Below are 14,515 nucleotides of genomic sequence, written 5' to 3' on the forward strand. Positions count from 1 at the left end.
TTCGTCATCGGCTTCCGAAGGCCCTGACCGTCCGGCCGCCGGCCCTCCCTTGAACGCCGCGGAACGGGACGAGTACGAACGGCTGCGCAAGGCGGCGACCGTTCGTCACCGGCACCTGCGCTATACGGCCACCTCCCTGCTACTGCTGCTGGCCTTCCTCCTGGCGCCGCTGGCCGTGGTCGCGGCCTGGGTGGACTCCGAGGTCTCCGACACCGACCGGTACGTCCAGACCGTCGCCCCGATCGCCACGGAGCCCTCCGTCCAGAACACCCTGACCGACCGGCTCACCAAGCGCGTCGTCGACAACGTCGATGTCGCCGCCTTCACCGCAGCCGTCGCCCGGACGTTGCAGCGGGACGGGGCGCCACCTCAGGTGGTCGAGGGCGCCAAGGCGCTGACCGGCCCGCTGAAGAACGCGCTCAACTCGGCCGTCCACGACATCGTGCACAGGGTGGTGACCAGCGACCAGTTCGCCGAAGTGTGGGACGACGCCAACCGGCGGGCCCACGCCGCCGTGGTGAAGGTCCTCACCGGCGAGGGCAGCAGCGCCGTTCAGGCCGGCGACGGCACCATCGACCTGAACCTCGGCACCGTCATCGACAACGTCAAGCAACGACTGGTGGACGCGGGTTTCGCCCAAGCCTCGAAGATCCCCGAGGTCGACAAGACGATCACTCTGCTGCACACCGACAAGCTGAACGAGGCCCAGGACGGCATGCGTCTGCTGAACGTGATCGGCACCTGGCTCCCCGTCGTGGTCCTGATCCTGGCGGCGCTCGCCGTGTGGAGCGCCCCCGCGCATCGCGCCGCCCTGCTGACCGCGGCCATCGGCGTCGGGGTCATGATGATCGTGCTGCTCGTCGGCCTTGCCGTGATGCGCCAGGTCTATCTGGACTCCGTCCCCACGACCGCTCTGCCGCGGGACGCCGCAGCCGACATCTACGACACCTTCGTCCGCTTCCTGAGGAGCAGCACGCGTACGGTCCTGGTCATCGCGGTGATCACCGCGTTGGCCGCCTATCTGTACGGTCCCGGACGCGGCGCCCGGTGGATCAGATCAGGGGCGGCAGGCGGAACCGGGGCCACCGGCCGGGCCATGGCGCGCCACGGTCTGCGTACCGGCGCGGCCGGCCACTGGCTGGGCGCGCACGGCAGTTGGACCACCGGCATCGTCATCGCCGGCGGCGTACTCGCCCTGGTGCTGTGGAACTACCCCACCCCCGGGGCCGTGGCGCTCGTCCTCGGCATTGTCGTCCTCGTGCTGGCTCTTCTCGGAATCCTCGCCGCGGCCTCCGGCACAGCAGAACGCCCGACCGCCGACGATCAGCCGATCATCCGCCCCGGGTGATGCCGTCCGGCGCTCGCCGGGGCTCGCCTGAAGACGTACGTCACACCAACCGCCAGGAAAGGAGCCTGAGATGGCTGAGAAGGAGACAGGGGCGGCCGGCGTCGCTGCCCTCGCCGAAGCGAACGCGCCTGTGTTCGAGACACTCGTCCAGATGACGCTCGACACGTTCGAGCGGTCCGGGCTGGATCAGGAGACGTATCTGCTGGCACGTATCGCGGCTCTGGTGGCCATGGATGCCTCTGCCCCCTCGTACCTCCTCAACATCGGCACAGCCGCGGAACTCGGCGTGCCGCTGGAGAAGATCCAGGGAACGCTCGTGGCGATCGCCCCCGTGGTGGGCAGCGCCCGCATCGTGTCCGCCGCCCGCGCCATCGGCGACGCCTTCGGGCTGGAACTTCCCGGCGAAGAGGAGCAGTAACGACCGGCGCGGCCCGGGCCGCGAGCCCCGCCCCCTCCGCAAGGGGCCCGCGGCTTCCGCCCCGACACGCGCCGCGACCTCAACGCAACGACACCAACAGGAGAAGCAATGGGCAGTGTGAATCTGGCCTACGACTACCCGGTCCTGGGCGCCTTCTGGACAGTCATGTGGATCTTCCTCTGGGTCATGTGGATCTTCCTGCTCTTCCGTGTCGTCGTCGACATCTTCCGCGACGACTCCATGGGTGGATGGGGCAAGACGGGATGGCTGGTCTTCACGATCGTCCTTCCGTTCCTGGGCGTCTTCGTCTATCTCATTGCCCGGGGCAAGGACATGGGCAGGCGTGAACAAGAGCACGTCAGGGCCCAGTTGGAGGAGACGAACCGGTACGTCCGCGAGGCCGTCGGCGCCACCGGCCCAGCCAGCGAGGCGGATCAACTCGCCAAGCTCTCGGAGATCCGGGCCCGCGGCGACATCTCCGATGAGGAGTTCCGCCGGGCCAAGGAGAAGGTCCTCCACTGACCCGAAAATCCACTGTCCCGTATCCGTAGTCGCCGGTCAGGGGGCTCACGGCGCTCAGGGCCTCTGGCTGGTCGTATCTACGACGCCCCGGGCGAGTACGGCGGTCGAGCTGACGAGGTCCCCCGCTTCGAGCGGGTCGCACTTCTCCGTCGGGGCCTCGAGGTTGACCACGCTCTCCCCCAGGAACGCCAGCGCCTTCTCGTCGAAGATCAGCTCGGCGCGGATCTTGCCCTGCGGTCCGTCGAACGCGGTGCCCAGCGCGCCCGAGGTGTCCAGCGCGACGGCGACACCGGTACGGCCCGCCGCGTCCTTGGCGTCCTCGACGGCGATCAGGCCGGGGATCTCGGCGAGCGCCCGGTAGAGCGCGGCGGCGACCTTCGGCGGGAGGAGGTTCGTGGTGAGCAGGTTGCCGGCCTTCGCGAAGGCGTTCTCGTCCGCGGACTTGCTGCCGGACGGCTTCTCGCCGGGGTCGAGACCGTAGAGCCAGCGGTGCATGGCCTGCACGTCGGTGGGGAGTTCCTCGGCCTGTCGGTAGAAGTTGACCGTGTTCTTGCCGGGCAGCTGGGGGGCGATCTTCCGCTCGATCGCCTCGCCGTTGCTCCTGGGCTGCCGGGACAGCCCCTCACTCCGGCCGTCGACGGACTCCCAGAGTTCGCGTACGCCGGACTCGTAGCCCTCGAGCGTCGTGGCACAACCGTCGGGCACGCCCTTGTCGGGGTCCACTTTCCAGTGGTAGATCTCGCGCTTCGTGTAGACGAACTGGTCGTTCTTGATCTCGCCGGGCAGTTCCTCTCCGGCCGCCACGGCGAGCCGCTCCAGCAGAGGGTCGGGGTCTTCCGTGATCGTCGGCTGCGCCATGGGGCTGTCCGTCCCGCCCGGCCGGGGGTCGTCGGTGGCGGCGTCGCGGGTGACGCCGACTCCTACCGCGATGGCGATGGTGAGGGTCGCGGCTGCCACCGGGGCCACGAAGGCAGGGCGGCGCCAGAAGGTCCGTACCGGCTGGTCCCGGTCCTCTTCCGAACCGCTCGTACGGTCTTGCGCTGTGCCGGTCTCGCGGCGGATCTCGCGCATCAGGTGCTCCCTCAGGACGCGGTGACGGCCCGGCGGGAGGTCCTTCTCGGGAATCTCGGTCACTGGTTCCCCTCCTGGATGGGCCCGGCCATAGGCGTGTGGCCGTCTTTCATCTGTCCGCGCCCGGCGGCGAGTTCCGTGGCGAGCTTCGTACGGGCCCGGGAGAGCCGGGAGCGTACGGTGCCGACCGGAATGCCGAGCGCTTCGGCGGCTGCCGCGTAGTCGAGGCCGCCCCAGGCGCACAGCGCGAGCACCTCGCGCTCGGGGCGGCGTAGGCGGTCGACGGCGACGCGTACGGCCCTGAGGTACGCCAAGTCGTCGATGCGTCCGGCGACTTCGTCGGCGAAGTCGCGCTCGTCCTCGGCGGGTGGCAGCCGGGACACGGCCGCCGCGTGCCGGCGGGTGGCGCGGCGGGTGTTGCGGGCCACGTTCGTGGCGATGCCGAGCAGCCACGGGCGCGGCGAACCGCCCTCCGCGTCCAGCCGTTCCCGCAGCCGCCATGCCTCCAGGAACGTCAGCGACACGATGTCCTCGGCCGTCGACCAGTCGCCGGTCAGCCGGAAGGCGTGGTTGTAGACGGAGCGTGCGTACGCGTCGAAGAGCTCGCCGAACGCCTCCGCGTCTCCGGCCCGTATACGGACCCGGAGTTCCCCCCTGTTTGTCTCCACGTCCCCCACCTGTCCGTACGACGAAGGCCGGTTCCCGTGACGTATGTCACATGGAACCGGCCTCGGATCGTATGAAGGTGTCAGGCCTTGGTGAACAGATGGGGTTCAGCCCTCGGGGGCGCTCAGCCGACGTCGGCGTACGAGTGCTTGCCGCTCACGAAGATGTTCACGCCGTAGTAGTTGAACAGCCAGCAGGCGAAGGCGATGAGGGCGATGTACGCGGCCTTGCGGCCCTTCCAGCCGGCCGTGGCGCGGGCGTGCAGATAGCAGGCGTACGCGACCCAGGTGATGAACGCCCAGGTCTCCTTGGGGTCCCAGCCCCAGTAGCGGCCCCACGCGTCGCCCGCCCAGATCGCGCCGGCGATGATCGTGAAGGTCCACAGCGGAAAGACGGCGGCGTTCACGCGGTACGCGAACTTGTCGAGGGAGGCAGAGGCGGGCAGCCGCTCCATGACGGAGGTCGCGAAACGGCCGGGCGTGCCGCCGCTCGCCAGCTTGTTCTCGTACGAGTCCTTGAAGAGGTACAGGATCGTGCCGACCGCGCCCACGTAGAAGACGGCGCCGCAGAAGATCGCGGTGGAGACGTGGATGTAGAGCCAGTACGAGTCGAGGGCGGGAACCAACTGGTCGCTGGCGGTGTACAAGACGGTGACGGCGAGACCGAGGTCGAGGAGGACCGAGGTGACCAGGGGGAGCCCAAGCCAGCGGACGTTCTTCTTCAACGCGAGGAGGGAGAGGTACACGCCTACGGCAACGGTGGAGAAGGTGATGTTGAACTCGTACATGTTGCCCCACGGCGCCCGCTGCACCGACAGGGCCCGCGTGAGCACACCGCCGAACTCGATGAAGAAGGCGAGCACGGTGAGGGACACGGCGATACGCCCGTAGAGGTCCCCCTGCTCGTCCCCGCCGTGCGCCCCGGGCCCGTCCGGCACGTCCCGCGCCCCGGCGGCGGCCCGCGTGACGACCTTGGGCCGCTCCAGTACGGCGGTGCCACCCGCCTTCTTCACGGTGACCGCGGGCGCTTCGGCCTTCTTGCTCTGCGTGCCGGTGAGCGCGGCGGCCGTCCGGCTGACCTTGCTGCGGCTGCCGAAGGTCCACTCGGCGATGTACGCGAAGAAGGCCAGGGTGTACACGGCCATCGACGAGTAGATCAACGTGTTGCTGATGTTCGCGAGGTTTTCGTTGGTGGCGGCGGCCAGCTCGGTCGCGGCGGCGAGAGTCATTTCGTCTCAGCCCCTTCGGCAGGTGCGGCTTGGGGGTCGGGGGTGGGGTCGGCTTCGGAAGTCTTGCCGTCCGGTTCGGGGTCTTCGTCGGCGTCGGGCTCGGGGTCTGGGTCCGGTGCGCCGGGAGCTGTGTCGTAAAGGATGGCCGCCAAGTGGCCCAGTTCCTCCGGGACCTTCGCGGACTCGCTGCGGCCGAGGCCGGCCATCTCGACGACCGTGACACCGTCCGCACCCGCGGTCGCCCGCACCCAGACGCGGCGACGCTGGATGAAGAGCGAGGCGGCGAGGCCGAAGATCGCGGCCATGGATCCGGCCAGGGCCCAGCCGCTGCCGGGCTCGTGGGTAACCTGGAAGCCGGCCCACTCCTTGACGTCCTTCTCGAAGGTGATCGAGCCGTTGCCGCCGGGGAGCTTCATGGTCTCGCCGGGCAGGAGCCGCTGCTTGAGCAGGTCGCCCTTGGAGTCCTTGAACTCCTTCATGTTGGTCCTGTCGAGCTGGTACACGCTCTGCGGGAGCCCCGAGTTGACGCCCAGGTCGCCGTGGTACGCGGAGAGCGCCAACACCGGGAAGTCCAGCGCGGGGAACTGCGAGAGCATCTGGCCCTTGCCGGCACCGGCGAACGTCGGCACGAAGAAAGCGTTGAAGCCGAGCTGTTCCTTCTCGCCCTTGGCGTTCGTGTAGCCGTCAAGGACCTTGATCGCTCCGGAGGAGGTGACGTTGGAGTCGAGCGGCAGCAGCGGCACGGCCTGGCTGAAGACGACGTCACCCTTGCCGTTGCGGACGGTGACGACAGGAGCGTAACCGTGGCTGACGAGGTAGACATTCGAGCCGTCGAGCCTCAGCGGATCGGTCGGCCCGATCTTGGCCTTCTGCTCCTTGCCGTCGGCACCCTCGCTGTAGGTGAGGGTGGCCTCGTAGATGCGCGGCGTGCCCCTGTTGGGCCCTGTCCTTGCGTACGTGCCCTTGAAGTCCTTCAGGGTGAAGCTGAACGGCGGCAGGTCGTCGGTACTGAAGAGGTTCCCGGACTTGAAGTCGTCGTACTGCGTGAGGGTGTTGGCGAACCCGTCGCCCTCGACGATCAGCTTGTTGCCCTCGGACCTGAAGAGCTGCCCCCAGGCGAAGGCGATCAGCATCACGATCAGCGCGATGTGGAAGGCGAGGTTGCCGACCTCGCGGAGGTAGCCCTTCTCGGCGGCGACGGCGTCTCCGGCGACGTGCGCACGGAAGCGCCGCTTCTTCAGCAGCGCGAGCGCGGCCTCGCGGACCTTCTCGGGCTCGACCTCGGTACGCCACGTCGTGTACGCGGGCAGCCGGGTCAGCCGGCGGGGCGCGCCCGGCGGCCGACCGCGCAACTGGCCGACGAACTGCCAGGTGCGGGGCACGATGCAGCCGATGAGCGAGACGAACAGCAGGATGTAGATCGCCGAGAACCACACGGAGCTGTAGACGTGGAACAGCCCGAGCTTCTCGTAGATCGGCGTCAGCGTCGAGTGATCCTGCGCGAACTGCTCCACCTTCATCTCGTCGGTCCCGCTCTGCGGGATCAGCGAGCCGGGGATCGCGCCGAGCGACAGCAGGAAGAGCAGGATCAGCGCGACCCGCATGGAGGTGAGCTGCCGCCAGAACCAGCGGGCCCAGCCAGCGGCCTCGCGGCCGGCCCAGGCCAACCACCCGGCGGCACCGGGGGTGCGCGCACCCCCGAAGGAGCCGGGCACCACGATCTCCCGGGGCGCGGTGGACAACTGCGCCCCAGCCTCGCCGAGATCACGCGCGTCCCGCGCCACGGCGGCTTCGCCGTCGGCGTCCGGCGCTGCGGCCCCGCCGCCGGTCCGCACGTCCGTGTCCCGTGTCGTGCTCATGGATCAGACCCCTACCGTGAAGCCGTCGGACCAGCCCTGCATCTCCTGCACGATGCTGTCCCACGCACCGGTCAGCAGCAGCAGGCCGGTCGCGATCATCATGCCGCCGCCGATGCGCATCACCCACACGTAATGACGCTTGACCCAGCCGAAGGCACCGAGCGCCCTGCGGAAGGCGACCGCGGCAAGCACGAAGGGCACGCCCAGGCCGAGGCAGTACGCGACGGTCAGTATGGCCCCGCGGCCCGCGCTCGCCTGGTCGAACGACAGCGCCTGCACGGATGCGAGGGTCGGGCCGATGCAGGGCGTCCAGCCGATCCCGAAGAGTGCGCCGAGCAGCGGGGCGCCCGCCAGTCCGGCCACCGGCCGCTTGTGGAACCGGAATTCACGCTGGGTGAGACCCGGCATCAGGCCCATGAAGAAGATGCCCATGAGGATCATGAGCCCGCCGAGCACCTTGGACAGGACGCTTTGATAATCGAGGAGAGTCGAGCCGAAGTACCCGAAGAGCGCCCCGCCGGAGACGAACACGGCCGTGAAGCCGAGTACGAACAGCGCGGCACCCGCGGCCATCCGCCCACGCCGCGCCTCGGCGAGGTCCGTGCCGCCGACCCCGGTGACGTAGGAGAGATAGCCGGGCACGAGCGGCAGGACGCACGGCGAGAAGAAGGAGACGAGCCCGCCGAGGACGGCGATCGGCAGGGCGAGCAGCAGGGCACCGCTGTAGACGGTCTGGTTCATGTCCGTGGCGGCGGCAAGCTCAGTGGCGGAGGCGGCGAGGAGGGACACGAGCGGTCACTTCTCCGCGAGAATCGGCTTGAGCATCTTGCGGAGCTTGTCCTCGCTGAGCGCCTGCAGCGAGCGGGACGCGATCCTGCCCTCCCGGTCGATGACGATCGTGGAGGGGATCGCCTGCGGGTTGAGCGTGCCCTTCTCAAAACGGAGCATGAGCTTGCCCGTCGGGTCGTACAGGCTCGGATAGGTGACCCCGTACTCCTTCTCGAAGGCCACCGCGGGCTTGGTGCTGGTGTCGCGGGTGTTGATGCCGACGAACTGTACGCCCTGGTCCTTGAGGTCCTCGGAGACCTTGACGAAGTTCTTCGCCTCCAGGCGGCAGGGCCCGCACCAGGAGCCCCAGACGTTGAGTACGACGATGTCGCCCTTGTAGTCGGCGACATCGAGTTGCTTGCCGTCGATGGTCTTGCCGGACAGGTCGGGGGCCGCTGCCCGCTCGCCCTTCTCGACCGTGGCGATGCCGTCGGTGCCGGTGACGAAGCCGGTGTCGCCCGACCCCCCGGACGTACCCCCCGATCCGCACGCGGACAGCAGCAGCGCCGTGACGGCGGCGCCGCTGGTGAACAGGGCGGCGCGACTACGCGTACGGATAGAGGAGCGGGTGCGTTTCGAGCGCTGGGGGTCGTGGCTTGCGGCACTCATGTGAAAAGTTTCGCATGTCCGTTCCGGGGATCTTGCGCACCCCCCTCACGGGTGGAAACCCGCATTTCAGGCGGCCTTTTCGGACTCCTTCTCGGGCCCCTTCGAGGAGCTCACGGCCGTGTCCCCGAGGTACTCGTTCCAGCCACCCACCGGCTGCTGCCCGACGTCCAGCAACTGAAGCTTCTCCAGCACCTCCGGTTTCTGTACGTCCAGCCAGTCCACGAACTGCCGGAACGACACGAGTCGTACATCCTTCTTGCCGGCCATGTGCTTCAGCGCTTCCTCGACGGCGTCCATGTAGATGCCGCCGTTCCAGTCCTCGAAGTGGTTGCCGATGAAGAAAGGCGCGCGATTCGTCTCGTATGCCCGGTCGAATCCGGCGATGTACGCCTCGGTGGCCTGCTTGCGCCAGCCCGGGTAGTTGGCGGGCGGGGCCTGGGTGGAGTTGAGGGACTGGTTGGCGAGGATGTTGTAGTCCATCGAGAGGACCTCGAAGGTGTGGCCGGGGAACGGGATCGCCTGGAGTGGCAGATCCCACAGGCCCTGGCTCTTTCCGGGCCACTGCTGACGGCCGCCGGGCGAGGAGGCGTCGTAGCGCCAGCCGAGTTCGCGGGCCGTGGGCAGTAGGTTCTCCTGGCCGAGCAGGCAGGGCGTGCGGCCGCCGATGAGTTCCTTCTCGTAGTCGAAGGGCAGTGCGGGCAGATCGGTCCAGCCCGTGTTCGTACGCCATTCCTTGACGAAGGACTTCGCCTGGTCGATTTCGCTGCGCCACTGCTTGGGCGTCCAGTTGGCGACGGTGCCGGTGCCGCCGCAGAAGTGGCCGTTGAAGTGCGTGCCGATCTCATGGCCGTCGAGCCAGGCCTGTCGTACGTACTTCAGTGTCGACTTGATGTGGTCGTCGGTCAGATAACCGATGTCGGAGGCGCCGGGCGCATTGTTCGGCGGAAGGTACTTGCGCTTTTTCGACTCGGGCAGCAGATAGAGCCCGGAGAGAAAGAACGTCATGTGTGCGTCGTGTTCTTTGGAGAGTTTCAGGAACCGCTCGAAGAGTCCGTTCCCGACGTCTCCCGCGCCGTCCCAGGAGAACACCACGAACTGCGGCGGGGTCTGGCCGGGTTCGAGGGGTTCGGGCTTCGTTGGCTGGTTGGGCTGCTTGCCGGTGTAGGCGGTGGAGCCGTCGCCTATGGGGCGGTCGGTGCTTCCCTTGCCGTTGCCCTTGCCGTTGCCGGGGTCTTTTCCGGAACCTTCGTCACTGCCGAAACCGTTTCCCAATTCAGTACCACAGCCCGCGAGTCCCACAGCCGCCGCAGCACCGGCCCCGAGTCCCAGCATTCCCCGTCGTGTGATGTGGCGCATTCCCACCCCGTTCGTCGCGCTGTTCCGTGCCGGATGACACCGGATTAGAGGGCGCGACGAACGTGGGGGTTCCTGGAGAGAGCGTCACATTTCCCGTGCTGGACGGGGGTGAACCTGTTACAGACGGAATGGAACCAGGGAGGCAGGGTTGGTCATCTCTATTCTGATGGGCTGCAAGGGATTTGAGATTCCCTACGCCCCAAATGCCTTGTCCTTGCCCTTGACCGGCTTCGCCCCCGCCAACAGATGCGCCGGTACGAGATCCCTGGCCGGCTCGGTGTAGCCGACGGAGACGATCTTGTCGCCCTGGTACGTGAACGTCGTCAGCGAGGCGAGTGTGCACTGCCGCTTGCGCGGGTCGTGCCACAGCCGGCGCCGCTCCACGTAAGAGCGCACGATCCAGATCGGCAACTGATGCGAGACGCACACCGCTTCATGCCCGCGCGCCGCGTCCTTGGCGGCGTCCAGCGCCCCCATCATCCGCACGACCTGCTCCAGATACGGCTCACCCCAGGACGGCCTGAAGGGGTTGAGGAGGTGCTTCCAGTTCTCGGGCCGACGCAGCGCACCGTCGCCGACCCCGAAGGTCCTGCCCTGGAAGACGTTGCCGGCCTCGATGAGCCGGCGGTCGGTCGTGAGGTCGAGGCCGTGTCTCTCGGCGATCGGGGCGGCCGTCTCCCGCGCCCGCTCCAGCGGTGAGGAGACGATGTGCGTGATGTCCCTGGTGGCGAGGTGCTCGGCGACCCGCTCGGCCATCCGCAGCCCGAGCTCGGACAGGTGGTAGCCGGGCAGGCGCCCGTAAAGAACTCCGTCCGGGTTGGCGACCTCGCCGTGCCGCACCACGTGTACGACGGTGATGTCACTCATGCTGCCGTGGCCTCCGCTGCTGCCCGTGCCGCCGCCGGAAGGGCGTCGGCGATCCGCTGGACCGCCCGCTCGTCGTGAGCCGTCGAGACGAACCAGGACTCGAAGGACGACGGGGGCAGATAGACGCCCTGCGCGAGCATCGAGTGGAAGAAGGCGGTGAAGCGGTACGACTCCTGCGCCTTCGCGTCCTCGTAGTTCTTGACGGGGCGGTCGGTGAAGAACACGGAGAACATACTCGAGGCGTTCTGCACCCGGTGCGCCACACCCTCCTTGGTGAGCGCGTCCGACACCAGCGCACGGACCTGCTCGGACACCGCGTCGACCTTGTCGTACGCGGCGTCGTCGAGGAGCCGCAGCTGGGCGAGCCCGGCGGCGGTGGCGACCGGGTTCCCGGAGAGGGTGCCGGCCTGGTAGACGGGGCCGGCGGGCGCGAGGTGCGCCATGACATCCGGCCGGCCACCGAAAGCGGCGGCCGGGAAGCCGCCGCCCATGACCTTGCCGAAGGTCATGAGATCAGGACGTACGCCGTCGATCCCGAACCAACCGGCCTTACTGGTCCGGAACCCGGTCATGACCTCGTCCGAGATGTACAGCGCACCGTTTTCCGCACAGGCGTCCTTGAGCCCCTGGTTGAAGCCGGGCTCGGGCGGCACGACCCCCATGTTCCCGGGCGAGGCCTCGGTGATCACGCAGGCGATCTGGCCGGGGTGGGCGCGGAAGGCCTCGCGGACGGCGTCGAGATCGTTGTACGGGAGGACGACGGTGTCCGCGGCCTGGGCACCGGTGACGCCGGGAGTGTCGGGCAGCGCGAACGTGGCGAGTCCGCTTCCCGCGGCGGCGAGCAGGGCGTCCACATGTCCGTGATAGCAGCCGGCGAACTTGATCACCTTGGCCCGCCCCGTGTAGCCGCGGGCGAGCCGGATGGCGGACATGGTCGCCTCGGTGCCGCTGGAGACGAGCCGGACCTGGGCGACGGGCTCGATACGGGCGACGATCTCCTCGGCGAGCGCTACCTCGCCCTCGCCGGGCGTACCGAAGGAGGTACCGCGGGCCACGGCGGCCTGGACCGCCGCGATCACCTCCGGATGGGAGTGGCCGAGGATCATCGGCCCCCAGGAGCAGACGAGGTCCACGTACTCCCTTCCGTCGGCGTCGGTCAGGTACGGACCGGTGCCGGACACCATGAACCGGGGCGTACCACCCACGGCGCGGAACGCTCGCACGGGAGAGTTCACGCCGCCGGGTGTGACGGCCGCCGCACGGTTGAAAAGAGCATGAGAAACTGGGGCGTCGTATTCGTACGGATAGTTCACACAGCCATGGTGTCAGAGGCCTCGAAGATCCTGCGGACACGTGTTTCAACGCACGTTTCGGCGGGCGGTCGCGGGGGAGGTCACTGACATGATGATCGGGTTGCGTGGCGGGGATGGCGCACCTTAGATAAGCAGTCGGGTGGAGATATGCATCGCGGTGGCGGACTGGGCGAGGGGACCGATGACCTCGGTCCTCGGCGTGCCCGGCGGGGAAGGCACCGGCGCGAGGCGGAAGCGGCGGCCGAGACACGCGAAACCCGCGAGGTACGGCAGACGGAGAGTGAGCCCGACCCGGGCGAGCGGATCGACGGACTCAACGGAATCCGTCGGATCGACGCCCCACGGGCAGGGAGCAGGAATGGTGGCCGGGTGGGGGTGACCTACAAATACTTCGGGGCCCCGGACGGCGCGACCGCCGCTCGAGTCCCCATCTCCATGCGCCCCGAGGAACTCGGCGGCGACGAGCTCGGCATGAACGGCATGTTCACGAAGATCAAGCCGGAGACGATGGCCGCGATGGTCCTCACCGGCATCGAGGGCATCCCGCTCCACAAGGTCCCTCCGCTCGAGCTCGTAGTCCTCCACCCGGACTACGCCGTAGTCAAGCTCCCCATGACGGTCGTAGACCCCCTACGCGGAATCGGCGAGGAGGCGGTCGGCGCGGCGGCCTTCATCTGGTCGACGGTGCCGGACCGGGGTGGGCCGCGGGACGCGTTCAACGTGTACCAGCTGCTGCACGAGTGGCAGGACTTCTCGCATCGGTTGCATGAGGCGGGGCATCAGCCTTATTGCTTGGTGTGGCCCTGAGCTGGGATTTCGTGAGATTTGGGCGGGGCTTTCGGGCCCCGCCCTCGTCATGTGCCCAGAGGGGCCGTCAGGCGGCCAGGGCACATTGAGGGCACGTGGGTTTGGGCGGGGGCACTGAGGTGCCCTCAGCCTCCGGCGTACCGTCATCTTCTTCCACCTCGGCTTCGGTGAAGGCGTCGTCGATCGCCTTGCGGGTGCGGGTCTCGCTGGACGGCAGCAGGTGCGTGTACGTCCGCAGCGTGAAGCCGGGGTCCGAGTGGCCCAGGAACTCGGAGAGCGCCTTGATGCTCTCCCCCGCGTCCAGGAAGCACGTAGGCGTAGGCGTGCCGGAGAGCGTGCATGCCGTCTTCCGGCGCCGCCTGGAGGTGACAAGGATGGTCAGTTCCTGACGCCACGGCCCAACTACTCGCCCGGACCTGGATCAGGCGGCCATCTCGCTGCGTATCCGGTCCAGTGACTGTGAAGCGGCGGCCTGCTGAGCAGGGAGCCGTGGCCCCGCAGTTCGCATGATCCGCTGCAGTTGATGAGGGAGGCGCTGCACAACGGCCTCCTGGGTTGCGGTATCGAGCGACTGGGCGGCGCCGCCCGTGTCGTTGGCGAGTAGTTGGACGTGCGCGACAGTGATCAGTTCGATGACGCGCCACTGTGGAGCCACGACAGTCGTGGGCACTGGACTGTGTTCCACCAGCCGCATGGCCATGTCGGTGTGCCCGGTTGAGACGAGACCGCGCAGGCGGATCTCGTGGAGGGAGAAGGGGTTGAACAGGCTGGTGTGGTCGACGCGGTCGAGCAGGGCGTCAGTCTCCCGCATCACCCGGTCGAACAGTTCGCCGTTGCCCAGCCCGCCGGCGGCCCGGGCGAGCAGCGGCAGTGCGGCAGCGCGGGCGTTGTCGTCGGGTGCGGTGGCGGCAGCGCGGCACAACCGCTGGACCGCCGCGCCCCGTAGGTTGGCCTTGCGCAGCTCGTTGCCGTGCATGCGCAGCACGTACGAGGTCATGCCTGGGTCCCCGAAGTACTCGGCAATATCAAGGCTCTTGGCCGTCCAGCGGGCGGCGGTGGCAAGGCGTTCCTCGGGCAGCACATTGCCCAGGGCGACGCCGAGGCCGACGCGGGCCCGGGCAAGCAGCCGCAGAACGTCCCGCTCGGTGTGGCCGTCGTCGACACGGGCTTCGAGCCGAGCAACGAGCGGCCACAGCTCGGAGACGGCTTCGGAGGCGTGCCCGGACTGGCGGGCGATCTCGGCGAGCCGGACAGTCGACTCCCCGAACTGCAGCATCGCCCGGTGGTCCGTGTCGGTGGGCTCGGTGATGCCGAGGACGTGGGGCGGCAACCGCAGAGCCTCGCAGACACGGCGCCGGGAACCGATGTCGTCGAGGGCGCGCTTCCCCAACTCCAAGGCGGAGATGTAGGTCTTGTCGTAGCCGAGGAGTTCAGCGAGCGCCGTCTGGTTCAGGCCGTGCACACGTCGGTAGAAGCGAAGGATGTCGGCCAGATCCCCTGCAGCCAGTACAAGTTGGGCCTGCGGTGTCGCCCAGTGCCACTGGGCGTGCCGGGCCGAGGGCCGGGGAGGCGGGAGCCTGCTCTCACCCGCCCGCTTCGCGATCTCGCTCCCGGCCATCGTCG

At 68.4% G+C, this 14,515-nt stretch carries 14 protein-coding genes and 1 pseudogene; 4 read left to right on the forward strand and 11 right to left on the reverse strand.

Going from position 1 to position 14,515, the window contains the following annotated elements; all coding sequences use genetic code 11:
- Window positions 1–49 precede the first annotated feature (49 nt).
- The 3 genes from ACYVO6_RS27870 to ACYVO6_RS27880 all read left to right on the forward strand — a co-directional run bounded on the left by ACYVO6_RS27870 (window position 50) and on the right by ACYVO6_RS27880 (window position 2,288).
- On the forward strand, window positions 50–1,348 hold the full coding sequence (locus tag ACYVO6_RS27870; RefSeq protein WP_461065809.1) for a hypothetical protein: 1,299 nt from the start codon (window positions 50–52) through the stop codon (window positions 1,346–1,348).
- 70 nt (window positions 1,349–1,418) lie between these two features.
- Window positions 1,419–1,766: a carboxymuconolactone decarboxylase family protein gene (locus ACYVO6_RS27875; protein WP_461065811.1), complete on the forward strand. Its 348-nt coding sequence runs from the start codon at window positions 1,419–1,421 to the stop codon at window positions 1,764–1,766.
- Between the two features lie 108 nt (window positions 1,767–1,874).
- Complete coding sequence (locus tag ACYVO6_RS27880) at window positions 1,875–2,288, forward strand: SHOCT domain-containing protein (RefSeq protein ID WP_461065813.1); 414 nt, start codon at window positions 1,875–1,877, stop codon at window positions 2,286–2,288.
- A 54-nt stretch (window positions 2,289–2,342) separates the two neighbouring features.
- On the opposite strand, the gene ACYVO6_RS27885 is transcribed toward ACYVO6_RS27880, so the two are convergent.
- The 9 genes from ACYVO6_RS27885 to hemL all read right to left on the reverse strand — a co-directional run bounded on the left by ACYVO6_RS27885 (window position 2,343) and on the right by hemL (window position 12,085).
- Window positions 2,343–3,422, reverse strand: coding sequence for a CU044_5270 family protein (locus ACYVO6_RS27885; protein ID WP_461065815.1), 1,080 nt, complete (start codon window positions 3,420–3,422; stop codon window positions 2,343–2,345).
- Window positions 3,419–4,027: an RNA polymerase sigma factor gene (locus ACYVO6_RS27890; RefSeq protein ID WP_461065817.1), complete on the reverse strand. Its 609-nt coding sequence runs from the start codon at window positions 4,025–4,027 to the stop codon at window positions 3,419–3,421. The genes ACYVO6_RS27885 and ACYVO6_RS27890 overlap by 4 nt, the downstream gene beginning before the upstream one ends.
- A gap of 122 nt (window positions 4,028–4,149) precedes the next feature.
- Window positions 4,150–5,253 (reverse strand): c-type cytochrome biogenesis protein CcsB, encoded by a 1,104-nt coding sequence (gene ccsB, locus ACYVO6_RS27895; RefSeq protein ID WP_461065819.1) that lies wholly within the window; start codon window positions 5,251–5,253, stop codon window positions 4,150–4,152.
- Window positions 5,250–7,112 carry a cytochrome c biogenesis protein ResB gene (gene resB / locus ACYVO6_RS27900; protein WP_461065821.1) on the reverse strand — a complete coding sequence of 621 codons (1,863 nt, stop codon included), beginning with the start codon at window positions 7,110–7,112 and terminating at the stop codon, window positions 5,250–5,252. Before resB ends, ccsB begins: the two co-directional genes overlap by 4 nt.
- A gap of 3 nt (window positions 7,113–7,115) precedes the next feature.
- Entirely contained in the window at window positions 7,116–7,853 is a 738-nt protein-coding gene (locus ACYVO6_RS27905) for a cytochrome c biogenesis CcdA family protein (RefSeq protein WP_461065987.1), read from the reverse strand.
- A 54-nt stretch (window positions 7,854–7,907) separates the two neighbouring features.
- On the reverse strand, window positions 7,908–8,549 hold the full coding sequence (locus ACYVO6_RS27910; protein ID WP_461065823.1) for a TlpA family protein disulfide reductase: 642 nt from the start codon (window positions 8,547–8,549) through the stop codon (window positions 7,908–7,910).
- 66 nt (window positions 8,550–8,615) lie between these two features.
- Window positions 8,616–9,905 carry a polysaccharide deacetylase family protein gene (locus ACYVO6_RS27915; protein ID WP_461065825.1) on the reverse strand — a complete coding sequence of 430 codons (1,290 nt, stop codon included), beginning with the start codon at window positions 9,903–9,905 and terminating at the stop codon, window positions 8,616–8,618.
- A 192-nt stretch (window positions 9,906–10,097) separates the two neighbouring features.
- Window positions 10,098–10,772 carry a histidine phosphatase family protein gene (locus ACYVO6_RS27920; RefSeq protein ID WP_461065827.1) on the reverse strand — a complete coding sequence of 225 codons (675 nt, stop codon included), beginning with the start codon at window positions 10,770–10,772 and terminating at the stop codon, window positions 10,098–10,100.
- Window positions 10,769–12,085, reverse strand: a complete 1,317-nt coding sequence (gene hemL / locus ACYVO6_RS27925; protein ID WP_461065829.1) for a glutamate-1-semialdehyde 2,1-aminomutase — start codon at window positions 12,083–12,085, stop codon at window positions 10,769–10,771. Before hemL ends, ACYVO6_RS27920 begins: the two co-directional genes overlap by 4 nt.
- 147 nt (window positions 12,086–12,232) lie before the next feature.
- Here hemL and ACYVO6_RS27930 point away from each other — a divergent pair, with 147 nt between their 5' ends.
- Window positions 12,233–12,892 (forward strand): hypothetical protein, encoded by a 660-nt coding sequence (locus ACYVO6_RS27930; RefSeq protein WP_461065831.1) that lies wholly within the window; start codon window positions 12,233–12,235, stop codon window positions 12,890–12,892.
- A gap of 67 nt (window positions 12,893–12,959) precedes the next feature.
- On the opposite strand, the pseudogene ACYVO6_RS27935 reads toward ACYVO6_RS27930, so the two are convergent.
- Window positions 12,960–13,260: pseudogene (locus tag ACYVO6_RS27935) on the reverse strand (tyrosine-type recombinase/integrase); the annotation flags it as partial.
- A gap of 53 nt (window positions 13,261–13,313) precedes the next feature.
- Window positions 13,314–14,510 carry a helix-turn-helix domain-containing protein gene (locus tag ACYVO6_RS27940; protein ID WP_461065833.1) on the reverse strand — a complete coding sequence of 399 codons (1,197 nt, stop codon included), beginning with the start codon at window positions 14,508–14,510 and terminating at the stop codon, window positions 13,314–13,316.
- Window positions 14,511–14,515: the final 5 nt, after the last annotated feature.

This window comes from Streptomyces pseudoechinosporeus (genome assembly GCF_054783935.1).

Coding starts and splice junctions, on each gene's coding strand:
- ACYVO6_RS27875 (WP_461065811.1), top strand. CDS start 1,419: ATGGCTGAGAAGGAGACAGGGGCGGCCGGCGTCGCTGCCCTCGCCGAA.
- ACYVO6_RS27880 (WP_461065813.1), top strand. CDS start 1,875: ATGGGCAGTGTGAATCTGGCCTACGACTACCCGGTCCTGGGCGCCTTC.
- ccsB (WP_461065819.1), bottom strand. CDS start 5,253: ATGACTCTCGCCGCCGCGACCGAGCTGGCCGCCGCCACCAACGAAAAC.
- resB (WP_461065821.1), bottom strand. CDS start 7,112: ATGAGCACGACACGGGACACGGACGTGCGGACCGGCGGCGGGGCCGCA.
- ACYVO6_RS27905 (WP_461065987.1), bottom strand. CDS start 7,853: ATGAACCAGACCGTCTACAGCGGTGCCCTGCTGCTCGCCCTGCCGATC.
- ACYVO6_RS27910 (WP_461065823.1), bottom strand. CDS start 8,549: ATGAGTGCCGCAAGCCACGACCCCCAGCGCTCGAAACGCACCCGCTCC.
- ACYVO6_RS27915 (WP_461065825.1), bottom strand. CDS start 9,905: ATGCGCCACATCACACGACGGGGAATGCTGGGACTCGGGGCCGGTGCT.
- ACYVO6_RS27920 (WP_461065827.1), bottom strand. CDS start 10,772: ATGAGTGACATCACCGTCGTACACGTGGTGCGGCACGGCGAGGTCGCC.
- ACYVO6_RS27930 (WP_461065831.1), top strand. CDS start 12,233: ATGCATCGCGGTGGCGGACTGGGCGAGGGGACCGATGACCTCGGTCCT.
- ACYVO6_RS27940 (WP_461065833.1), bottom strand. CDS start 14,510: ATGGCCGGGAGCGAGATCGCGAAGCGGGCGGGTGAGAGCAGGCTCCCG.